The organism is Ensifer sp. WSM1721 (assembly GCF_000513895.2).
Lineage (GTDB): Bacteria > Pseudomonadota > Alphaproteobacteria > Rhizobiales > Rhizobiaceae > Sinorhizobium.
The window spans coordinates 3051341-3072020 of record NZ_CP165782.1 but is presented as its reverse complement, the minus strand read 5'-3'; the positions used below and the strand labels follow the sequence as shown (position 1 = coordinate 3072020).

The following is a 20680-nucleotide window of genomic DNA, read 5'->3' as shown; positions in this document are numbered from 1 at the left end:
CGGTCAGATCCAGCTAGAAAAGAACCCCGGCCCGGCCTTGGCGCGGATCTCTTCGCCGGCCTTGCGGCCGAGCTCCGTCGCTTCGGCTGCCTTGCCCTCGATGGCAATCCGATGGCAGGTCGTGCCGTCCGGTGTCAGGATCATGCCGGAGAAACGGATATGCGTGCCGTCGGATCGGGCGTAGCCGGCGATCGGCGTGCGGCACGAGCCGTCGAGCGTCGCGAGGAAGCCGCGTTCGCAGGAAACGGCCTCATGGGTGCGCTGGTCGTCGATCGCGGCAAGGAGAGCGTTGACGCGCTCGTCACCGATGCGGCTCTCGATGCAGATCGCGCCCTGGGCCGGGGCGGGGGGGAATTCCTCCGGATCGAGGAGTTCGGTCGGCACGTCGGTCATTCCCAGGCGCCTCAGCCCGGCGAGGGCCAGAAGCGTGCCGTCGACCTGGCCTTCGGCGAGCTTGCGCAGCCGCGTCTCGATCTGGCCGCGATAGGTGATGACGTTGATGTCGGGCCGGAGCCTGCGGATCAGCGCCTGGCGGCGCAGCGACGACGAACCGACGGTGGCGCCTTGCGGCAGGTCCACGAGCTTTGCGGCCGTCCGGCCGATGAAGGCATCGCGGATGTCTTCGCGCGGCAGGAAGGCGGATAGGAAAAGTCCGTCGGGCAGCTTCGTCGGCATGTCCTTCGACGAATGCACCGCGAAATCGAGCTCGCCCGACAGGAGCTGCTGCTCCAGCTCCTCGGTGAAAAGGCCCTTGCCGCCGATTTCCGAGAGCGGCCGGTCGGTGATCCGGTCGCCCTTCGTCGAAAGAACGACGACCTCGAACATTTCCGGCGGCAGACCATGGGCGGCGGCGAGCCTGTCACGCGTTTCATGAGTCTGGGCCAGCGCCAGCGGGCTGCCGCGCGTGCCGATGCGGAAAGGTTTTGTTTGCATCCTTTGCCATCCGTTGTTACTGCATGGTTCCTTAAATCGGCTGATTTAAGGATGAAACCATGCAGCACTTCAAAGCGTTACAGCGTCCTTTGTGCGTCTGAAACACGGGACGGCGCTGTATGAGTTTCGTGTACCCACCTTTCACTGCGATCGCAATCACTGAGTATAGCACGTGACGTCACCGCCCTTGCGCATCCTCGGCATCGAGACAAGCTGCGATGAAACCGCGGCTTCAGTCGTGCTGCGCGACGAGAAGGGGGGAGGCCGCATTCTCGGCGACGTCGTGCTCAGCCAATTGGAAGAGCATAGCGCCTATGGCGGCGTCGTGCCCGAGATCGCGGCGCGCGCCCATGTCGAGGCGCTCGACACGCTGATCGAAGAGGCGCTGCTGCGCGCCGGCGTGACGCTGAAGGACATCGACGCGATCGCTGCAACAAGTGGTCCCGGTCTGATCGGCGGCCTCATCGTCGGCCTGATGACCGGCAAGGCGATTGCTCGCGCCACTGGAAAGCCGCTCTATGCCGTCAACCATCTCGAGGGCCATGCGCTGACCGCGCGACTGACGGACGGGCTTTCCTTTCCCTATCTGATGCTGCTCGTCTCGGGCGGCCACACGCAGCTGATCCTCGTCAAAGGCGTCGGCGACTACGAGCGCTGGGGCACGACGATCGACGATGCGCTTGGCGAGGCCTTCGACAAGACGGCGAAGCTCCTCGGCCTTCCCTATCCGGGCGGCCCGGCGGTCGAGCGGGCAGCAAGCGGCGGCGATCCGGAACGCTTCGATTTTCCCCGGCCGCTCGTCGGCGACGCGCGGCTCGACTTCTCCTTCTCGGGCCTCAAGACCGCGGTGCGACAGGCGGCGCAGTCGCTGGAGCCGGTAAGCGAACAGGATATCGCCGATATCTGCGCCTCCTTCCAGCGCGCCATCTCGCGCACGCTCAAGGATCGCGTCGGGCGCGGCTTGAAGCGGTTCAAGGCGGAGTTCGCCGCCGTCGACAAGCCCGCCCTCGTCGTCGCCGGCGGCGTCGCGGCCAATCAGACGCTCAGGGCGACGCTCCAGACGCTTTGCGATGAGCATGGCTTCCGTTTCGTCGCGCCGCCGCTTCAGCTTTGCACGGACAATGCGGCGATGATCGCCTGGGCCGGGGCGGAGCGTCTGGCGGCGGGCCTGCCGGCCGACGGCCTCGATGTGGCACCGCGCTCGCGCTGGCCGCTCGACGCCGAAGCCAAGGCATTGATCGGCTCCGGCAGACGCGGCGCTAAGGCATGATGGACTAAAGATGAGCGGCAAATCGAAGAGCGTGCCAAAGATCGTCGTCGTCGGTGCGGGCGCCTTCGGGACGGCGCTTGCCGCCGTCGCGGCGGCAAAGGACAAAGCGAAGGTCACGCTGATTGCGCGCCGGGCCGAAGTGGCAGAGGAATGCCGCCGGACGGGCCGTAACGAAGCGGTTCTGCCCGGCATTTCCCTCCCCCCCGGCCTTGCCTTTTCCTCCGATGCCGCAGTGCTCGCGGATGCCGATATCGTCCTTTTTGCCATGCCTTCGCAGGAGCAGAGAGCGGGGGCCCGCGGCTATGGCGCCCGGATCCGCAGTGATGCGACGATCGTCACCTGCGCCAAGGGTTTGGAACAGTCGACCGGCAGGCTGCTAACGGACGTGCTCGACGAGGAATTGCCGGGTCATCCGACCGCAGTCCTTTCCGGGCCGGGTTTTGCCGCCGATATTGCGAGCGGGCTTCCGACGGCGATGGTGATCGCAGCGTCCGACGGCGATATGGCGACGGCGCTTGCCTGCGCGCTTTCCGGCCCGACCTTCCGCCTCTATCCGTCGACGGACCGCATCGGCGTGCAGCTTGGCGGCGCGCTCAAGAACGTGCTGGCGATCGCCTGCGGCATTGTAGAAGGGGCGGGGCTCGGCGATTCGGCCCGCGCCGCGCTGATCTCCCGGGGGCTTGCGGAAATGTCGCGCTTCATCGTCGCCAAGGGCGGCGAACCCGATACGGTGCGCGGCCTCTCCGGTCTCGGCGATCTCGTCCTGACGGCGACGAGCCACCAGTCGCGCAACCTGCGCTTCGGCATCGCGCTCGGCAAGGATGGGCGCGCGAGCGGAGGGGGCGGCGAACTCGTCGAGGGCGCCTTTGCTGCATCGGTCGCGGCGCGGGTCGCGCAGGATCTCGGCATCGAGATGCCGATCACGCAAGCGGTCGCCGCCATCATCGACGCCAAGCTCGACGTACGCACCGCTCTCGAACAGTTGATGTCGCGCCCGATAACCCAGGAATGATCGGCATCCAGGAACAAACTCGTCAGGAGGATTAATGCTCTTCGCACTCGTCTGCACGGACAAGCCCGGCGCGCTGCAATTGAGGCTCGACACGCGGCCCGATCACCTCGCCTATCTCAATGAGCTGAACACGAGCGGCATTCTGAAGATCGCCGGGCCGTTCCTCGGCGAGGACGGCAAGCCGACCGGAAGCCTGGTGATCGTCAAGGCCGAGACGCTCGAAGAGGCGAGGGCGATCGCCGCAGCCGATCCTTATGCGAAGGCGGGCCTCTTCTCGAACGTCGAGATCAAGGCCTACAACTGGGTCTTCAACAATCCGGAGGCTTGAGGGGCGATGGCTTACTGGCTCTACAAATCCGAACCGAACAAATGGTCCTGGCAGATGCAGAAGGATGCCGGCGATAAGGGCACCGAATGGACCGGCGTGCGCAATTATCAGGCGCGCAACAACATGCGGGCGATGACGATCGGCGACAAGGGCTTCTTCTACCACTCCAACGAGGGGCTGGAGATCGTCGGCATCACCGAGGTCTGCGCCCTCTCGCATCCGGATTCGACGGCTGAGGGCGATGCGCGCTGGGACTGCGTCGACATCCGCGCCGTCATGGACATGCCGCGCCCGGTGTCGCTCAAGGAGATCAAGGAGCACCCGAAGCTCGCCAAGATGTCGCTCGTCACCTCCATGCGCCTTTCGGTGCAGCCGGTGACCGAGGACGAGTGGATCGAGGTCTGCCGCATGGGCGGGCTCGACAATCCGCCCAAGTAATCTTGAAACCAAGTAACCTTGAAAACCGACCCCGAAAGCTTCATCCGCGCCAATACCGGCATTCTCTCGCCGCCGCATGTGCCGGAAGTTCGTCTGCATCTCGCGAGCGAAGCGCATGAATTGTGGCTGAAGACGGAGGAGGAACTGGAGGAGATCGGTCTGCCGCCGCCCTTCTGGGCCTTCGCCTGGGCGGGCGGTCAGGGGCTCGCCCGCTATGTTCTCGATCATCCGGAAACGGTGCGCGGTCGCCACGTGGTCGACTTCGCCTCCGGCTCCGGCCTCGTCGCCATTGCGGCGAAGGTCGCCGGCGCTGCCGAGGTTCTGGCCGTCGACATCGACCCGTGGGCGGAGACGGCGGTGCGGCTGAATGCAGAGCTGAACGGGGTGACGGTTGCCTTCACAAGCGCGGACATCGTCGGCGAGGCGAGGGCGGCCGACGTCTACCTTGCCGGCGACGTCTTCTACGACAAGGGTTTTGCTGATCTGCTTATTCCGTGGTTCGATGCGCTCGAGCGCGCCGGTGCCATGGTCCTCGTCGGCGATCCGGGGCGCGCCTATTGCCCGCGCGAGCGGATGACGGCGCTTGCGACTTATGAGGTGCCCGTGACGCGCGCGCTCGAAGACAGCGAAGTGAAGTGCACGACGGTCTGGAGGTTCGGGACCGCGGCCAGTTGACGAGCGTCCGCTCGATGCTTTCGGGACAAGACCCCTTCCCACCCCTCCCCGCAAGGGGGGGCTGGCACCCGTCGCCCGCCAGCGCCAATCCCAGCGTCCGAACTTGCAGAACCGTCGAGACATGACAGGAGCGGGTGCGGCATCATAAGCCCCTCCCTTGTGGGGAGGGGTTGGGGAGGGTCTTGAACGCAGCCGCCGCACTCGCGCGGCTTGCTCTATCCACTCTACGGCCGCACGACGCAGACGCCGTGTTCCCATGAGCAGGCGCTGGCGTTGGTCCGCGGCGAGACGATGATGATCTTGGCACGCTTCGAGGGCGGGGCGATGCCAACGAAATCCTCCGCGGCATAACGGTAGCCGCCGTCGCGGCTAAAATAGATGCCGTTGCCCTCCTCCCGGAAGGCCGAAAGGCCGCCGGCATAGGTGCCGATATCCGGTATCGGGGTGGGGAAGTCGTAGCTTCCATAGCTGCCATAATCGCCGGGGCCGTATCCGCCGCCGTTGATGATGATCACCGGGCCATGATTCCACTTGCGCCGGGCGTGACGCGGCCAGCGATGCTTCAGTCGCACATGCCGGGTCCGTGTTTGAACGTCGGGCAGGCCTTGCGAAGCGAATGCCGGAAAATCGTCGAAGCGGGACATCACCGAGCGGTGCCGTCTGCGGCCGGCAAAAAAGCGATGGCCGCCGTGCCATTTGCGCCAGGCGTGATGCGGTTGCCGGTGCTTGAGCCGGATGTGGCGGGTACGGGTTTCTACATTGCCAAAGCCGCTGTTATCGTCGGCCCGCACCGGCAGGCCGGCCGGCAACGCAAGGGCGAAGGCGAGGACTAGAACTTTGGTCGCACGGACCGCTCGCAACAGATTCATTCCGCCTTGCCCTCCGGATATGCTTAACAAATCCTTAAGGCGCATCCTGCGGCAAGCGCGGGCAAATGTCACGGATTTGCTTATGTTTTCCGCGCGTATCGTTAACGGCGGACACGTCTCTGCCAGGCCGTAAAATGCCGCTTTTCGTCTAATCGATTTTATTTATTTTGCACTGCAAACACACTTGTCGTTAAGCATTCTGGTGATTAAAGGTCCGAATGACTGAATTGCGCACAATCGGGTGCTATACCGGACAAGATTAGTCCAGTTTTGGACGCCAAGTCCGGTGATTCCGTGAGGTTCCGATGACGAATGTCACAAGAAGCCGGCCGCTCTCGCCGCATCTTCAAATCTACAAGCCGATCCCAACAATGGTCATGTCGATCATGCACCGCATCACCGGCGGCGCACTCTACTTCGGCACGATCCTGGTCGCCTGGTGGTTGATCGCCGCCGCCTCGGGTGCTGCCTATTACGACTGGGTGAGCTGGCTGTTCGGCACACTGATCGGCAAGATCGTCCTCTTCGGCTACACCTGGGTGCTGATACACCACATGCTCGGTGGCATCCGTCACCTCATCTGGGATCTCGGCTACGGCTACGAGAAGCATTTCGCGACGAAGATGGCCAAGGCGACGATCATCGGGTCGGCGACGCTGACGCTCGTCATCTGGATCGTCGGTTATCTGGTTCGCTAAGGGACGTTGAACATGGATATGCGCACACCCCTCGGCAAGGTCCGCGGTCTCGGTTCGGCCAAGGAGGGCACGGATCACTTCTGGCGTCAGCGGCTGACGGCCGTCGCCAACCTTCCGCTCCTGATCTTCTTCGTCTTCTTCGTGGCCCGTTATGCCGGCGCACCGCATGCGGACCTCGTCGCGGCGCTCTCGAACCCCTTCGTGGCCGTGATCATGGCGCTCGTCGTGACTTCCGCTCTCGTCCACATGCGGATCGGCATGCAGGTCATCATCGAGGACTACGTTCACGCGGAGGGGGCGAAGATCGCGCTTCTCATGCTCAACACATTTTTTGCGATCGCGATCGGCGGGTTCTGTCTCTTCGCCATCCTGAAGATCGCTTTTGCAGGGTAATTCGTCATGGCATCGATCAGTTCACCCGCTGCGAACGGCAAGGCCTATCAGTATGTCGATCACTCTTTCGACGTCGTCGTCGTCGGCGCCGGAGGCGCGGGGCTGCGCGCGACGCTCGGCATGGCCGAGCAGGGCCTGAAGACAGCCTGCGTCACCAAGGTCTTCCCGACGCGCTCGCACACGGTCGCCGCCCAGGGCGGGATTGCCGCCTCGCTGCAGAACATGACGCCCGACTGCTGGCAGTGGCACCTCTACGACACGGTCAAGGGTTCCGACTGGCTCGGCGACGTCGACGCCATGCAATACCTCGCCATGGAAGCGCCGAAAGCGGTCTACGAGCTCGAGCATTATGGCGTGCCCTTCTCGCGCAACGAGGAAGGCAAGATCTACCAACGGCCGTTCGGCGGCCACATGCAGAACTACGGCGAAGGCCCGCCGGTGCAACGCACCTGCGCGGCCGCCGACCGCACCGGCCACGCGATCCTGCACACGCTCTACGGCCAGTCGCTCCGCAACAACGCCGAGTTCTTCATCGAATATTTCGCCCTCGACCTGATCATGTCGGACGACGGCCGCTGCACCGGCGTCGTCGCCTGGAACCTCGACGACGGCACGATCCACCGCTTTGCCGCCAAGATGGTGGTGCTCGCGACCGGCGGCTACGGACGCGCCTATTTCTCGGCGACTTCGGCGCATACCTGCACCGGCGACGGCGGCGGCATGATCGCACGCGCCGGCCTGCCGCTGCAGGACATGGAATTCGTGCAGTTCCACCCGACCGGCATCTATGGCGCCGGCTGTCTCATCACCGAGGGAGCGCGCGGCGAGGGTGGCTATCTCGTCAATTCGGAAGGCGAGCGCTTCATGGAGCGCTATGCGCCTTCGGCCAAGGATCTGGCTTCCCGCGACGTCGTCTCGCGCTGCATGACGATGGAGATCCGCGAGGGCCGCGGCGTCGGCAAGAACAAGGATCATATCTTCCTGCACCTTGACCATCTCGATCCCAAGGTGCTGCACGAGCGCCTGCCGGGCATCTCGGAATCGGCGAAGATCTTTGCCGGCGTCGACGTCACCCGCGAGCCGATCCCGGTGCTGCCGACCGTCCATTACAATATGGGCGGCGTGCCGACCAACTATTGGGGCGAGGTGCTCAATGCGGATGCTCAGAACCCCGAGCGCATCGCGCCCGGCCTGATGGCCGTCGGCGAAGCGGGTTGCGCCTCGGTGCACGGCGCCAACCGCCTCGGCTCCAACTCGCTGATCGACCTCGTCGTCTTCGGCCGCGCCGCGGCGATCCGCGCCGGCCAGATCATCGACCGCAACGAGTCGGTGCCGGAGGTCAACACGGCGGCATGCGACCGGATCATGGAGCGCTTCGACCGGCTGCGGTTCGCCAATGGCGGCACGCCGACGGCGGTGTTGCGCGACAAGATGCAGCGCGCCATGCAGGAAGACGCGGCCGTGTTCCGCACGCAGGGATCGCTCGAATCCGGCTGCCGGCGCCTCACCGCGATCTGGAAGGAACTGCCGGACGTCAAGGTCACCGACCGCTCGATGATCTGGAACTCCGACCTCGTCGAGACGCTGGAACTCGAAAACCTGATGGCGAACGCCATCACCACGGTTTACGGCGCCGAAGCGCGCAAGGAGAGCCGCGGCGCGCACGCGCGCGAGGACTACAAGGACGGCCCGCTCGGCGGCCGCGACGACTTGAACTGGCGCAAGCACACGCTCGCCTGGGTCAACGAGGCGGGCGAGGTACGGCTCGACTATCGTCCGGTCCACACCGAGCTCATCGCAGACGGCATCGATCCGAAAAAGATCGAGCCGAAGGCGCGCGTCTACTGATCTCGAGGATTAAGGCACATGGTTGAACTCGCACTTCCCAAGAACTCGCAGATCAACGAAGGCAAGGTCTGGCCGAAGCCGGCGGGCGCGACCAATTTGCGCGAATACCGCGTCTACCGCTGGAATCCGGATGACGGCAAGAACCCGCGGATCGACACTTACTACATCGATATCGACGATTGCGGGCCGATGGTTCTCGACGGTCTGCTCTACATCAAGAACAACATCGATCCGACGCTGACGCTGCGCCGCTCCTGCCGCGAGGGCATCTGCGGCTCCTGCGCGATGAACATCGACGGCACCAATACGCTCGCCTGCACCAAGGGCATGGACGAGATCAAGGGCTCGGTGAAGATCTATCCGCTGCCGCATATGCCGGTGGTCAAGGATCTGGTGCCGGATCTCACCAATTTCTACGCCCAGCACCGTTCGATCGAGCCTTGGCTGAAGACGGTTTCTCCGACGCCGGCCAAGGAATGGCGCCAGAGCCACGAGGATCGCCAGAAGCTCGACGGGCTCTACGAGTGCATCCTCTGCGCTTGCTGCTCGACTTCCTGTCCGAGCTACTGGTGGAACGGCGACCGTTATCTCGGTCCGGCCGTCCTGCTGCAGGCCTATCGCTGGCTGATCGACTCCAGAGACGAGGCGACCGGCGAGCGGCTCGACAATCTCGAGGATCCGTTCCGGCTCTATCGTTGCCACACGATCATGAACTGCGCCCAGGCCTGTCCGAAGGGCCTGAACCCCGCCAAGGCGATCGGCGAAATCAAGAAGATGCTGGTCGAGCGGCGGTTCTGACGGCTGCACTTTTCGCAAATTGTCTGACGGCGGGCTGCGGCCCGCCGTTCGTTTTCACGGTTGTCACACCGACGTGTCGGTAAGTGATTTGAAAGCTGTGGCGAGGCGCATAGGTAATAGTCCGAGGATGGAGGTTGCCGATGCTTCGCCTGCTGCTCGGAGTTCTCGCCAGTTGCTTTCTGCTGCTGCCGGTGCGGGCGGCCGAGCCGCAATACGCGATCTTCGCCGGCGGCTGCTTCTGGTGCGTCGAAAGCGACTTCGATGACGTGCCCGGGGTCCTCGAAACGATCTCCGGCTATGCGGGCGGCCGGAATGAGAATCCCACCTATGAGGATTATGCGAAGGGCGGACACCGCGAAGTGGTGCGGATCAAGTTCGATCCCGACAGAGTCTCCTATGCCGAGCTCGTCGGCGTTCTCTTCCACACGACCGACCCGACCGATGCCGGCGGCCAGTTCTGCGATCGCGGCTTCGCCTATACGACGGCGATCTATGCGCTGACCGACGGTCAGGCCATGGACGCGAAGGCGGAAAAGATCAAGGCCGAAGCGGAGCTCGGCAAGCCCATCGTCACGCCTGTCGAGGGGCCGGCCAAATTCTGGCCGGCGGAAGACTATCATCAGGATTTCGCAGCCAGAAACCCGATCCGCTACTGGTACTACCGCAACGGCTGCGGCAGAAACCGGACGGTCGAGACGCTCTGGGGCGATCGCGCCTACGCCGGGGTCAGTCACTGATCGCCCAAGTCGATCCGACCGGAAATGATGTTCAACGCGCCGCCCAATTGGCGCCGCGGCGGAAGATCGTGCGCATCTCCGGCACCTCGAATTCCTTCGACACGTGGCCGAGCGAGGAGTAGAAGACCCGGCCCTTGCCGTATTTGCGCTTCCAGACGACGGGCATCACCACGCCTTCGATCCACCAGGCATGCTCCCCGGAAAAGGTCGTCGTCGCCAGCACCTCGTTCGAGGGATCGACATGCATGTAATATTGCTCCGAGGTGTATGGGAAATCGGAGATGCCTTCCATCAACGGGTCGTCGGGCCGCGTGATATTCACGCGATAATCGATGATGTTGCCGGGATGGGCCACCCATTGTCCACCGATGATGAACTGATATTCGACGCTCTCGCGGAACGCGTCGCCCGCGCCGCCATGATAGCCGGCGATGCCGACGCCACCCTCGACGGCGGCGGCCAGGTTCTTCACCTCCTCCTTCTCGATCTTCGACATGGTCATGATCGGCACGACCAGCGAAAGGTCGTGGATTGCGGGATCTGCGAAGGCTTCGGTCGTGTGCTCCAGATAGACCTTGAAGCCGTCCTCCTCCAGCATATCGCGGATGATATGGGCGCATTCCTGCGGCTCGTGCCCGCTCCATCCGCCCCAGACGATCAGTGCCTCGCGCATGTCGAACTCCTCCTCAAGTACTGAATTAGCGGCCGACGCGGCCGTCGATCAGCGATTCCGACAGCGGCGCCGGACGCTCGGTCTTCGTGGTGATGCTGACGGTGGCGCCGGTTTGCGCCGCCTTGTCGAAAGCCTCCATGACCTCGAGCACGTGGAGCGCGAGATCTCCGTTCGCCCGGTGCGGCCGGCCCGAGCGAATGGCATGCGCCATGTCGGCGACGCCGAGCGAGCGGTAGTTGCCGTCGGCATAGGGCTCGGTGGTGACGGCCGGCTCAAAGGTGCCGCCTTTCTTCAAAAGCTCGATCTGGCCGCCGAAGTGGTTCGGATCAGGCACGATCAGCGTGCCTTCCGTTCCGTAGAGCTCGAGAGGCACATGCTTGTGGCCGGCCACGTCGAAACTCATGCCGATCTGCACCACGGCCCCGTTCTCAAAGGCCATCACGCCGGCGACATGGGTCGGCACGCGAACGGGAATGCGCTCGCCGTTGCGCGCTTCGCTGGTGATGGTTCGCTCCTTCCGTGCGGCCGTGGCAAAGCCGGCGACCTTGGCGACGGGGCCGAGGAGGTTGACGAGATCGGTGACGTAGTAAGGGCCCATGTCGAGCATCGGCCCGCCGCCGACGTCGTAATAGAAGTCCGGATTGGGATGCCAGCGCTCGTGGCCCGGGCACATGAAGGTGGCGGTGCCGCCGATGGGCGTGCCGAGCACGCCCGAATCGACGATCGCCCGCGCCGTCTGATGCGAGCCGCCGAGGAAGGTGTCGGGGGCGGCGCCGATGCGCAGGCCCTTCTCCCGGGCCAGCGCAACGAGCTTTCGCCCGTCCGCAAAACCGGTGGCGAGCGGCTTTTCGGAATAGGTGTGCTTGCCGGCATCGAGCGCCTGCATGGCAACAGTGACGTGCGCCTTCGGCACGGTCAGGTTGACGATGAGTTCGATCGAAGGATCGGCGAGGAGATCCGCGACGTCCCGGGCCTCGACGTTGAACTCCGCGGCGCGTTGTTCGGCGAGGCCGCGGTTCAGATCGGCAATGCCGCGGATGTCGAGGATCGGGAAGGACGCCATCGCCTTCAGATAGGCCGACGAGATGTTGCCGCAGCCGATGATGCCGATACCGAGTTTTTCCATCAGTCTCCTCCCGAATGGAAATTGCAGAAGGTCGGCGCAGCGCTTCAGAGCGCCGGCGCCGGACCGGTCGTCCCCCAGGGGGACTCGTAGAGTTCGCAAAGCGCCACGACGGCCGCTCCTTGCGCCCAGGTCTCGTCGGCCGACTCGTCGAAGACGAGTTCCGCGACGGTGCGGATCGAGGACGGAATCGCGCTTTGATAGGCGTGGCGCAGGCTGTCCACGAAGACGGCGCCGAGCGACAGGCTGGAACCGACGATGACGACGCGAGGCGGCCCGAACAGCGTGACGATGTTGGCGATCGCAAGGCCGATCGCCTCGCCGGCGCGCGCCGCGGCGGCGATTAGGGCATTGTCCTCCGCCGCGATCAGCGTCTGCGCATGCGCCATGCCGCGGCCAAGGCGCACCGCCTCGGCGAACCGCCCGTCCATCGGATGTTCGCCCAGAATCGCGCTTTCGCCGGCAAGCGTCGAGAGCCGGATGGTTTGCTGTTGGCCGACACCAAGCACGAGGTCGCCGAGATTGTGGCTCAAGCCGCCGGCGCCGCGGAAAAGCTGGCCGCCATGCAGCACGCCGAGACCCAGCGTCTGCTCCAGCGACACGAGCACCATGTCGTCGAGATCGCGGGCGCGGCCGAACCAGTGATGGGCAAGCGTGATGGCGTGCGCGTCGCTCTCGACAATCGTCGCGACGTTGAGCCGGCTCGTCATTTCGCTCGCGAAGTCGACGTCGGTTTCCCGGAAGATCGGGCTTGAGCGGACATGGCCGGTGCGGTGCTCGACCACGCCCGGAAGGCCAATGCAGATCGAATCGATGTCGTCGAGCGACAGGTCGGCGTCGACCACGCAACGGCGCACGCCGTCCTCGACCAGGTCGGCGATGACGGCGATGGGCTGGCGGTCGACCCGAATAGGCAAGGTGAGCTCGGAGAGAACCTCGCCGCGGAAGTTGGTGACGACGAAGACCATCCGATTGGCGGCGATCTTGGCTCCGACAACGCGGGCGGCGTCAGGATTGAGCTCCAGCATGACGCGCGGCCTTCCCCTCGCGGCGGCGTTGCGGATGTCGCCCTCGTGCCGCGTCAGAATGAGGCCGTCATCAAGCAGCGACGCCGTGATCGCCGAGACCGTCGTGGTCGACAGTTCTGAGCGTTCGCTGATCTCGACGCGGGAGATGGGGCCGTGCCGGCGGATCGTATCCAGCACATTGAAGCGGTTTATCGCGCGCATCAATTCGGGATCGGCGGTCTTCATGGTGGGGAGGATGCTCGCGTGTTTATGGCCGACTGGATCTGATTATTTTGCCGGAATACGAATTAAATAACGGGCAATTCGCGCCCTCTGTCAAGCGGAACGCCGGAAAAATTGCGACGGCTGTTGACATTTGTTGGTATCTCATCTGAATTAATCCGCGTTGGGGAAAAATTGGTGAGGACGTTTTGCCCCTGGGAGGAGATAGATGATGATGTTTGAACGCGGGTTGGCGCCCCTTCGCGCCGCCAGACTGTCCGCGCTTGCCGCCGCAGCCGGCATGACGCTTCTCTTGGGCACGAGCCAGGCATCCGCCGACACGGTGGTCAAATGGCTCCATCTCGAGACGGTTCCTGCCCATTTGAAGATGTGGGAGCAGATCGCCGCAAAGTATGAATCTGAACATCCAGGCGTCGATATCCAGCTCCAATTCCTGGAAAACGAGGCTTTCAAGGCGAAACTGCCGACCCTTCTGCAATCCGATGACGCTCCGCATTTCTTCTATAGCTGGGGCGGCGGCGTGCTGAAGCAGCAATCGGAGACCGGCGCGCTGATGGACCTGACGGACGCGATGCGTGCCGACGGCGGAGCTTGGGAGAAGAGCTACAATCCCGCCGCGGTCAAGGGTCTCACCTTCAACGACCGAATTTATGCGGTTCCCTTCAAAATGGGAACGATCAGCTTCTTCTACAACAGGGCGCTCTTTCAGAAGGCCGGCGTCAAGGCCGAGGACATCAAGACCTGGGACGATTTCCTCAGGGCGGTGAAGACGCTGAAGGACGCCGGAATCGCGCCGGTCGCCGGCGGCGGCGGCGACAAGTGGCCGCTGCACTTCTACTGGAGCTATCTCGTCATGCGCAATGGCGGCCAGCAGGTCTTCGAGGATGCCAAGAACAACGAGGGCGAGGGCTTCCTCCACCCGGCGATCATCAAGGCCGGCGAACAGCTCGCGGAGCTCGGCAAGCTCGAACCGTTCCAGGGCGGCTATCTTGGCGCGACCTGGCCGCAGACGCTTGGCCTCTTCGGTGACGGCAAGGCGGCGATGATCCTGAGCTTCGAGCATACCGAGGCTACCCAACGCGCCAATTCCGGCGACGGCAAGGGCCTTGCACCCGAGAACATCGGCCGCTTTCCCTTCCCGGTCGTCGAGGGAGGGGCGGGTGCCGCGACCGATACGCTGGGCGGCCTCAACGGCTGGGCGGTGACCAAGAACGCTCCGCCCGAAGCGCTCGATTTCGTGCGTTATCTGACGAATGCCGAGAACGAACGGCTGATGGCAAGCATCGGCATGCTTCTGCCGGTGGCGGTCGGCGCCGAGGACGGCGTCACCAATCCGCTGCTGCGAGCGGCAGCCGATCAGCTTGCAGCCTCCACCTGGCACCAGAACTATTTCGATCAGGATCTCGGCCCGTCGGTCGGCCGCGTCGTGAACGACGCTGCCGTGGAGATCGTTTCCGGTCAGATGTCCGCCGAAGAGGGAGCCCGGATGATCCAGGACGCACGCGAACTCGAATGAGCGCGTGAGCAGGGGCGACGGGAAATCCGTCGCCCCGGATCTCGACCCTCCGCGACGAACTCAGCGAGGACATGATGACCGACATCACTGCGACGATGACCGCGGTGCCGGCCACGGCGAGCGGCAAGAAAGTGCGCTACAAGAGCCCGACCGTCCGCGGGCGGCTGCCGGTGCTCATCCTCTTCCTGCCGCCGGCCCTGCTGCTCTTCACGGTCTTCGTCATCCTGCCGATGGGAGAGGCGGCCTGGTACAGCCTCTATCGCTGGAACGGCTATGGCACGCCGCAACAATTCGTGGGTTTGCGCAATTTCGAGGTGCTGTTCAACAACGCCGCCTTTTCGCAGGCGCTGATCAACAACGGCACCATCATTCTCGTCTCGGTGCTTCTGCAGATTCCGCTCGCGCTGTGGCTTGCGATGATGCTCGCGCACCGGATCGCCGGCGTCGTCGCCTTCCGGCTGATCTTCTTTCTGCCCTATGTTCTGGCGGACGTTGCGGCAGGTCTCATCTGGCGTTTCGTCTATGACGGCGACTACGGACTCGTCGCCGCGGTCGCCGGCTTCTTCGGCGTTGCAACGCCCTATGTGCTCGCCGATCGCGGCCTTGCCATATATGCGGTGCTCGCGGTCATCATCTGGAAATATTTCGGCTTCCACATGATGCTGTTCATTGCCGGCCTGCAGGCGGTGGACCGGAGCGTGCTCGAGGCCGCCGAGATCGACGGCGCGACCGGATGGCAGAAATTCCGCTATGTGACGCTGCCGCTCCTCGGCTCGACCGTCAGGCTGTCGATCTTCTTCGCCGTTATCGGCTCGCTGCAGCTCTTCGACCTCGTCATGCCGCTCACCGGCGGCGGGCCGTCGAACTCGACGCAGACCATGGTGACCTTCCTTTACACCTACGGCGTCACCCGCATGCAGGTGGGGCTCGGAAGCGCGGTCGGCGTCGTCCTCTTCGTCATCTGCGTCACGCTCGCCTTCGGCTACAAACGGATCTTCATGCGCCATGATTGACACGACCTCCTCCGTTCGCATGACCACGGGCACCCGCCTCTATCTCTACGTGTCGCTGTCGCTGGTGGCGATGCTCGTTCTCTTACCCTTGGTGACGACCGCGCTCGGCGGCTTCAAGTCGCTCGGCGACCTGCGCGTCAACCCTTTCGGGCTGCCGTCCGAATGGCTGTGGTCGAACTATCTCGATATCCTCTTCGGCGACCGCTACTGGCGGCAGATGCTCAACTCGCTGTTCATTGCGACGGTGACGGTGGTGCTGACGGTCATCGTCTCGGCGATGGCCGCCTTCACCTTCGCCCATGTGAAATTCTTCGGCGCGAACCAGTTGCTGAACTATTTCCTGATCGGGCTCATGTTCCCTGCGGCAACCGCGATCCTGCCGCTTTTCATCCGCATCCGCGATCTCGGCCTGCTCGACACCTATTGGGGCGTCATCCTGCCTCAGGTCGCCTTCGGCCTCGGCATGAGCATCCTGCTCTTCCGCAACTATTTCCGGAACCTGCCGGAAGAACTCTTCCAGGCTGCTTTCGTCGACGGCTGCGGCTACATCCGCTTCTTCTGGCACATCTCCATGCCGCTTTCGCGCCCGATCGTCTCGACGGTCGGCATCATCACCTTCGTGCATAGCTGGAACAGCTACATCCTGCCGCTGATCATGCTGAACACCGAGGAGAAATATCCGTGGCCGCTCGGCATCATGGTCTACCGCGGCGAGTTCGGCACCGATTGGCAGCTCGTGCTCGCCTTCATCACGCTCACCATTCTGCCGACGGTCATCGTCTTCTTTCTCGCCCAGAAGCACATCATCGCGGGCCTCACGGCCGGCGCGGTGAAATCCTGAGCCCCTCGTTTCAAGGAGCAAGCATCATGGCATCGGTCGAACTCAGGGACATCCGCAAGAGCTACGGTGTGCTCGAGGTGATCCACGGAGTGTCGCTTTCGATCGGAGAGGGCGAGTTCATCGCCCTCGTCGGTCCCTCCGGCTGCGGCAAGTCCACACTCTTGCGCATGATCGCCGGATTGGAGGAGATCACCGACGGCGAGGTGCTGATCGGCGGCAAGGTCGTCAATCCGCTGACGCCGCGCGAACGCAACATCGCGATGGTCTTCCAGTCCTACGCCCTCTATCCGCACATGACGGTGGCCGAGAACATGGGCTTCAATCTCAAGCTCTCCGGGCTTCCCAGGCCGGAAATAGACAAACGGGTGGGCGAGGCGGCGCGCATGCTGGCGTTGACGGAGCTTCTCGACCGCAAGCCGAGCCAGCTTTCCGGCGGCCAGCGCCAGCGCGTCGCCATGGGCCGGGCGATCGTCCGCGATCCGGCCGTCTTCCTGTTCGACGAACCTTTGTCCAATCTCGATGCCAAGCTCCGGGTCCAGATGCGGACCGAGATCAAGGCCTTACACCAGAAGGTCGCCACCACCTCGATTTACGTCACCCACGACCAGATCGAGGCGATGACGCTCGCCGACCGCATCGTCGTCCTGAACGGCGGCCGTATCGAACAGGTGGGGACGCCGCTGGAGCTCTACCGTACGCCCGCCAACCTCTTCGTCGCGGGATTCATCGGTTCACCGGCCATGAACGTGCTCGACGGGACAGTCGAGGCCGCAGACGGCGAGCCGGCGGTGCGCCTCCGGGACGGATCGGCGATCCGCATCGCGCCGGAGCGCAAGGTGCGGCTCGGGCAGGCGGTTCGCATCGGGCTGCGGCCGGAGCATTTCGTCGCCGGCGATAAGGGTAACGCCATTGTCGGGCGGACATTGCTCGTCGAGCCGACCGGCGCCCAGACGCATGTCCTCTTCGAATTCGCCGGGGAACAGATCACGGCCGTCGTCGACGGCGATCACCCGGCCCGGCACGGAACCCTGTTCAAGGCGGCGATGGACCGCAGCCAGGTTTACGTCTTCGACCGGCAGAGCGGCGCCGCGCTCTGAACGCCGCGGCAGGCCGCCGCAACGATGCCGGATGGCGCTCGCGCGACGGCCTGCGAGCCCGTGTCGGGTTGGCATCTTCAATCGTATAACCGACGAGAGTGAAATGGCTCGCCTTGATTTGAAAGGTGGATTTGCTGTAATTCGGCCTTTATTATCGCGTTGCATCATGGTTCGCGGACAATCTCGGGGGTGAAGATATGCGGGTTTTACATGCGGCGGCCGGGTTGGCGATTGTACTTGCGCTGACCGGATGCCAGCGGACGTCCTTCGGTGGTTTCGGTTCCCGGGATGTTTCTCCCGGCCCCGCCCCCCTACAGGCGCAGCCCGTACCCTCGGTTTCCTCGGGCCAGCTTCCGGCTCCGACGGCCGGTGCATCGCAGTTTCCGGCGGCGCCGACCGCGGGCACCGCAACGCCCGGCGCGCCGGCGGGTACGGAGGTCGCAGCGGCGACCAATGCGCTCGACGTGACGAAGGAATCGATGGTCGGCAACTGGCGCGTATCGAGCGCTGGCAGCTCCTGCGACATGTTCCTGACGCTTACCAATCTTGGCAGCGGCTCGCGCGGCGGCACTCGCGGTTGCGCCGGCGAGCTGACGACCATGGGTTCCTGGGAGGTGACCGGAAAGCAGGTCGTGCTCAAGGACCGCAGCGGGAATCCGATCGCTCGTCTCTACAAGACGGCGGATGCGCGCTTCGACGGCTCGACAAATGGCGGGCAGCCGGTCAGCCTCAGCCGCTGAGTGATTCCGCTCCGGCTTCGCGCCGGACCTTCAAACGGCCTGTAGCCGGGGTGGGGCTTCCGCCTGCAGCCTGCGTCTCACCTTCAGAACAAGCCTCCTGGCACACCCGGACGCATCGTGCTCAACCCCGACGACAGCATTCACCACAAGCTTGAAGCGCTCGTTACCGCCGGCGAGCGGCAGCGCGACCCGGCGCAATTTGCAATCGCGCGCAGGCTCGATAATCTGACGGCGGAACTGCTCGCCAGCCGTCCGTCGCGCAAGGCCAACGCGCTCGGCTGGCTTTTCGCCGCGCGCAAGAAGGATCACGCGCCGGTCAAGGGCCTCTATATCCACGGCGGCGTCGGCCGCGGCAAGACCATGCTGATGGACATGTTCTTCGACGCTGTGCCGATCCAGCGCAAGCGGCGCGCCCATTTCCACGAATTCATGGCCGACGTGCACGAGCGCATTTACAAGCATCGGCAGAAGCTCAAGAACGGCGAGACGAAGCAGGCGGACCCCATCCCGCCGGTCGCCTCCGAGCTTTTCGGTGAGGCGCGGCTTTTATGTTTCGACGAGTTCACCGTCACCGATATCGCCGACGCGATGATCCTGGCGCGGCTTTTCGGCGAGCTGTTCGCCAAGGGCTGCGTGCTCGTCGCGACCTCCAATGTCGAGCCGGACAATCTCTACCGCGATGGTCTCAATCGCGGCCTCTTTCTGCCCTTCATCGATCTCCTGAAGGCGAACGCGGAAATAATCTCCCTCGATACGGATACGGACTATCGCCTTCAGAAGACCGACGGAACGCCCGTATGGCTGTCGCCGCTCGGGCCGGAGACGGAAGCCGCCATGGACCGAGCCTGGTACCAGGAGACGGGCGGGGCGCCGGTCGCCTCCGCCGAGATCGGGCGCAAGGGCCGCATGATCCGCATACCGGCGGCGGCCGGCCGAAGCGCCCGCTTCACATTCGCCGATCTCTGCGCCGCGCCGCTCGGCGCCGCCGACTACCTCGCACTCCTGACGCATTACAGCACGATCTTCATCGATCACGTGCCGCATCTCGGACCGCATCTGCGGAATGAGACGAAGCGATTCATCATTCTCGTCGACGCTCTTTACGATCAGGGCGCGCGCCTTTTCGCCTCCGCCGTCGCCGAGCCGCAGCATCTGCTCACTGCCAAGAAAGGCACGGAAGGCTTCGAATTCGATCGGACGGTTTCGCGTCTGATCGAGATGCAGAGCGAGGAATATATCGCCGCACATCCGGTAGATTCCGGTGTTCAGTGACACAATCGTGACGGATATTCTTACGTTTACGTAAGAATTTTTTGATCTAACCGATTGAAATTGCTCTGCTCAAAAGTATGGATTGATATTTTACCTTTTGCCGTTTAAGTGGCTTTTCCGAAGGTTTGGCGTTTGCCGCGTTTCAGGCCTCGATCATATTGGGATCACAAAGGAAGCACTTTCATGGCGCGCAACAAGATCGCACTTATCGGTTCAGGGATGATTGGTGGCACGCTGGCGCATCTCGCCGGCCTGAAGGAGCTGGGCGACATCGTCCTCTTCGACATCGCCGACGGCATCCCGCAGGGCAAGGGCCTCGACATCGCGCAGTCCTCTCCGGTCGAAGGCTTCGATGCATCGCTCACGGGTGCCAGCGACTATGCGGCGATCGAAGGCGCAGATGTCTGCATCGTCACCGCCGGCGTTCCGCGCAAGCCCGGCATGAGCCGCGACGATCTGCTCGGCATCAACCTCAAGGTGATGGAACAGGTCGGTGCCGGCATCAAGAAATACGCTCCGAACGCCTTCGTCATCTGCATCACCAATCCGCTCGACGCCATGGTCTGGGCACTGCAGAAGTTTTCGGGCCTGCCAAAGAACAAGGTCGTCGGCATGGCCGGCGTTCTCGACTCTTCGCGCTTCCGCCTCTTCCTCGCCCAGGAATTCAACGTTTCGGTCAAGGACATCACCGCCTTCGTGCTCGGCGGCCATGGCGACACCATGGTACCGCTCGCCCGCTACTCGACGGTTGCCGGCATTCCGCTGCCGGACCTCGTCCAGATGGGCTGGACCACCAAGGAGAAGCTCGACCAGATCATCCAGCGCACCCGTGACGGCGGCGCCGAGATCGTCGGCCTCTTGAAGACCGGTTCGGCCTACTACGCGCCGGCCGCATCCGCGATCGAGATGGCCGAAGCCTACCTCAAGGACAAGAAGCGCGTGCTGCCTGTCGCGGCCCATCTTTCCGGCCAGTACGGCGTCAAGGACATGTATGTCGGCGTACCGACGGTGATCGGTGCCGGTGGCGTCGAGCGCATCATCGAGATCGACCTCAACAAGGGTGAGAAGGAAGCCTTCGACAAGTCGGTGGCGGCTGTTGCCGGTCTTTGCGAAGCCTGCATCAACATCGCCCCCAGCCTGAAGTAACCGCCCTCCG

General features: G+C 63.7%; 22 protein-coding genes. 17 read left to right on the top strand and 5 right to left on the bottom strand.

The window, feature by feature from the left end:
* Positions 1–3: 3 nt before the first annotated feature.
* The gene (gene hemC / locus M728_RS14890) at positions 4–933 is read right to left on the bottom strand and encodes a hydroxymethylbilane synthase (RefSeq protein WP_026620063.1); all 930 of its coding nucleotides are present in this window, start codon (positions 931–933) and stop codon (positions 4–6) included.
* A 172-nt stretch (positions 934–1105) separates the two neighbouring features.
* Here hemC and tsaD point away from each other — a divergent pair, with 172 nt between their 5' ends.
* From tsaD to M728_RS14865, 5 genes are read left to right on the top strand one after another with little or no spacing between them, the layout of a single operon-like run.
* Positions 1106–2203: a tRNA (adenosine(37)-N6)-threonylcarbamoyltransferase complex transferase subunit TsaD gene (gene tsaD, locus M728_RS14885; RefSeq protein WP_026620062.1), complete on the top strand. Its 1098-nt coding sequence runs from the start codon at positions 1106–1108 to the stop codon at positions 2201–2203.
* Between the two features lie 10 nt (positions 2204–2213).
* Positions 2214–3215, top strand: coding sequence for an NAD(P)H-dependent glycerol-3-phosphate dehydrogenase (locus M728_RS14880; protein WP_026620061.1), 1002 nt, complete (start codon positions 2214–2216; stop codon positions 3213–3215).
* Positions 3216–3249: 34 nt separating this feature from the next.
* Entirely contained in the window at positions 3250–3543 is a 294-nt protein-coding gene (locus M728_RS14875; protein ID WP_026620060.1) for a YciI-like protein, read from the top strand.
* A 6-nt stretch (positions 3544–3549) separates the two neighbouring features.
* A complete protein-coding gene (locus M728_RS14870) occupies positions 3550–3981 on the top strand; it encodes an EVE domain-containing protein (RefSeq protein ID WP_026620059.1) in 432 nt (143 codons plus the stop codon).
* Positions 3982–3999: 18 nt separating this feature from the next.
* Positions 4000–4656, top strand: a complete 657-nt coding sequence (locus M728_RS14865; protein WP_026620058.1) for a methyltransferase — start codon at positions 4000–4002, stop codon at positions 4654–4656.
* A gap of 224 nt (positions 4657–4880) precedes the next feature.
* Here M728_RS14865 and M728_RS14860 read toward each other — a convergent pair whose 3' ends face one another.
* Positions 4881–5525: a hypothetical protein gene (locus M728_RS14860; protein ID WP_026620057.1), complete on the bottom strand. Its 645-nt coding sequence runs from the start codon at positions 5523–5525 to the stop codon at positions 4881–4883.
* Between the two features lie 305 nt (positions 5526–5830).
* Here M728_RS14860 and sdhC point away from each other — a divergent pair, with 305 nt between their 5' ends.
* The 5 genes from sdhC (at position 5831) to msrA (ending at position 9999) form a co-directional block, all read left to right on the top strand.
* A complete protein-coding gene (gene sdhC / locus M728_RS14855) occupies positions 5831–6223 on the top strand; it encodes a succinate dehydrogenase, cytochrome b556 subunit (RefSeq protein ID WP_026620056.1) in 393 nt (130 codons plus the stop codon).
* A 12-nt stretch (positions 6224–6235) separates the two neighbouring features.
* Entirely contained in the window at positions 6236–6616 is a 381-nt protein-coding gene (gene sdhD / locus M728_RS14850) for a succinate dehydrogenase, hydrophobic membrane anchor protein (protein WP_026620055.1), read from the top strand.
* Between the two features lie 6 nt (positions 6617–6622).
* The gene (gene sdhA / locus M728_RS14845) at positions 6623–8464 is read left to right on the top strand and encodes a succinate dehydrogenase flavoprotein subunit (RefSeq protein ID WP_026620054.1); all 1842 of its coding nucleotides are present in this window, start codon (positions 6623–6625) and stop codon (positions 8462–8464) included.
* A gap of 18 nt (positions 8465–8482) precedes the next feature.
* Entirely contained in the window at positions 8483–9262 is a 780-nt protein-coding gene (locus tag M728_RS14840; RefSeq protein ID WP_026620053.1) for a succinate dehydrogenase iron-sulfur subunit, read from the top strand.
* Positions 9263–9402: 140 nt separating this feature from the next.
* Entirely contained in the window at positions 9403–9999 is a 597-nt protein-coding gene (gene msrA, locus M728_RS14835; RefSeq protein ID WP_026620052.1) for a peptide-methionine (S)-S-oxide reductase MsrA, read from the top strand.
* Positions 10000–10030: 31 nt separating this feature from the next.
* Here the strand turns inward: msrA and M728_RS14830 are convergent, their stop codons facing one another.
* Genes M728_RS14830 through M728_RS14820 form a run of 3 tightly spaced genes read right to left on the bottom strand, consistent with a single transcriptional unit; the run spans position 10031 to position 13048 of the window.
* The gene (locus M728_RS14830) at positions 10031–10672 is read right to left on the bottom strand and encodes a ThuA domain-containing protein (protein WP_026620051.1); all 642 of its coding nucleotides are present in this window, start codon (positions 10670–10672) and stop codon (positions 10031–10033) included.
* 25 nt (positions 10673–10697) lie between these two features.
* A complete protein-coding gene (locus tag M728_RS14825) occupies positions 10698–11798 on the bottom strand; it encodes a Gfo/Idh/MocA family protein (RefSeq protein WP_026620050.1) in 1101 nt (366 codons plus the stop codon).
* A 44-nt stretch (positions 11799–11842) separates the two neighbouring features.
* Positions 11843–13048 carry an ROK family transcriptional regulator gene (locus M728_RS14820; protein WP_026620049.1) on the bottom strand — a complete coding sequence of 402 codons (1206 nt, stop codon included), beginning with the start codon at positions 13046–13048 and terminating at the stop codon, positions 11843–11845.
* A 208-nt stretch (positions 13049–13256) separates the two neighbouring features.
* Here M728_RS14820 and M728_RS14815 point away from each other — a divergent pair, with 208 nt between their 5' ends.
* From M728_RS14815 to mdh, 7 genes are all read left to right on the top strand, one after another.
* Entirely contained in the window at positions 13257–14561 is a 1305-nt protein-coding gene (locus M728_RS14815) for an ABC transporter substrate-binding protein (RefSeq protein WP_026620048.1), read from the top strand.
* A gap of 74 nt (positions 14562–14635) precedes the next feature.
* Positions 14636–15574: a carbohydrate ABC transporter permease gene (locus tag M728_RS14810; RefSeq protein ID WP_026620047.1), complete on the top strand. Its 939-nt coding sequence runs from the start codon at positions 14636–14638 to the stop codon at positions 15572–15574.
* Positions 15567–16415 carry a carbohydrate ABC transporter permease gene (locus M728_RS14805; RefSeq protein WP_026620046.1) on the top strand — a complete coding sequence of 283 codons (849 nt, stop codon included), beginning with the start codon at positions 15567–15569 and terminating at the stop codon, positions 16413–16415. Before M728_RS14810 ends, M728_RS14805 begins: the two co-directional genes overlap by 8 nt.
* A gap of 26 nt (positions 16416–16441) precedes the next feature.
* Positions 16442–17512 (top strand): ABC transporter ATP-binding protein, encoded by a 1071-nt coding sequence (locus M728_RS14800; RefSeq protein WP_026620045.1) that lies wholly within the window; start codon positions 16442–16444, stop codon positions 17510–17512.
* Between the two features lie 197 nt (positions 17513–17709).
* Entirely contained in the window at positions 17710–18252 is a 543-nt protein-coding gene (locus M728_RS14795; RefSeq protein ID WP_026620044.1) for a protease inhibitor Inh/omp19 family protein, read from the top strand.
* Positions 18253–18369: 117 nt separating this feature from the next.
* A complete protein-coding gene (gene zapE, locus M728_RS14790; protein WP_026620043.1) occupies positions 18370–19524 on the top strand; it encodes a cell division protein ZapE in 1155 nt (384 codons plus the stop codon).
* A 183-nt stretch (positions 19525–19707) separates the two neighbouring features.
* Entirely contained in the window at positions 19708–20670 is a 963-nt protein-coding gene (gene mdh, locus M728_RS14785) for a malate dehydrogenase (RefSeq protein WP_026620042.1), read from the top strand.
* Positions 20671–20680: the final 10 nt, after the last annotated feature.

Excerpts from the sequence above, each read along its gene's own strand:
- hemC (WP_026620063.1), bottom strand. The coding sequence starts at position 933 with ATGCAAACAAAACCTTTCCGCATCGGCACGCGCGGCAGCCCGCTGGCG.
- M728_RS14880 (WP_026620061.1), top strand. The coding sequence starts at position 2,214 with ATGAGCGGCAAATCGAAGAGCGTGCCAAAGATCGTCGTCGTCGGTGCG.
- M728_RS14875 (WP_026620060.1), top strand. The coding sequence starts at position 3,250 with ATGCTCTTCGCACTCGTCTGCACGGACAAGCCCGGCGCGCTGCAATTG.
- M728_RS14870 (WP_026620059.1), top strand. The coding sequence starts at position 3,550 with ATGGCTTACTGGCTCTACAAATCCGAACCGAACAAATGGTCCTGGCAG.
- M728_RS14860 (WP_026620057.1), bottom strand. The coding sequence starts at position 5,525 with ATGAATCTGTTGCGAGCGGTCCGTGCGACCAAAGTTCTAGTCCTCGCC.
- sdhC (WP_026620056.1), top strand. The coding sequence starts at position 5,831 with ATGACGAATGTCACAAGAAGCCGGCCGCTCTCGCCGCATCTTCAAATC.
- sdhD (WP_026620055.1), top strand. The coding sequence starts at position 6,236 with ATGGATATGCGCACACCCCTCGGCAAGGTCCGCGGTCTCGGTTCGGCC.
- sdhA (WP_026620054.1), top strand. The coding sequence starts at position 6,623 with ATGGCATCGATCAGTTCACCCGCTGCGAACGGCAAGGCCTATCAGTAT.
- M728_RS14840 (WP_026620053.1), top strand. The coding sequence starts at position 8,483 with ATGGTTGAACTCGCACTTCCCAAGAACTCGCAGATCAACGAAGGCAAG.
- msrA (WP_026620052.1), top strand. The coding sequence starts at position 9,403 with ATGCTTCGCCTGCTGCTCGGAGTTCTCGCCAGTTGCTTTCTGCTGCTG.
- M728_RS14830 (WP_026620051.1), bottom strand. The coding sequence starts at position 10,672 with ATGCGCGAGGCACTGATCGTCTGGGGCGGATGGAGCGGGCACGAGCCG.
- M728_RS14825 (WP_026620050.1), bottom strand. The coding sequence starts at position 11,798 with ATGGAAAAACTCGGTATCGGCATCATCGGCTGCGGCAACATCTCGTCG.
- M728_RS14820 (WP_026620049.1), bottom strand. The coding sequence starts at position 13,048 with ATGAAGACCGCCGATCCCGAATTGATGCGCGCGATAAACCGCTTCAAT.
- M728_RS14815 (WP_026620048.1), top strand. The coding sequence starts at position 13,257 with ATGATGTTTGAACGCGGGTTGGCGCCCCTTCGCGCCGCCAGACTGTCC.
- M728_RS14810 (WP_026620047.1), top strand. The coding sequence starts at position 14,636 with ATGACCGACATCACTGCGACGATGACCGCGGTGCCGGCCACGGCGAGC.
- M728_RS14805 (WP_026620046.1), top strand. The coding sequence starts at position 15,567 with ATGATTGACACGACCTCCTCCGTTCGCATGACCACGGGCACCCGCCTC.
- M728_RS14800 (WP_026620045.1), top strand. The coding sequence starts at position 16,442 with ATGGCATCGGTCGAACTCAGGGACATCCGCAAGAGCTACGGTGTGCTC.
- M728_RS14795 (WP_026620044.1), top strand. The coding sequence starts at position 17,710 with ATGCGGGTTTTACATGCGGCGGCCGGGTTGGCGATTGTACTTGCGCTG.
- mdh (WP_026620042.1), top strand. The coding sequence starts at position 19,708 with ATGGCGCGCAACAAGATCGCACTTATCGGTTCAGGGATGATTGGTGGC.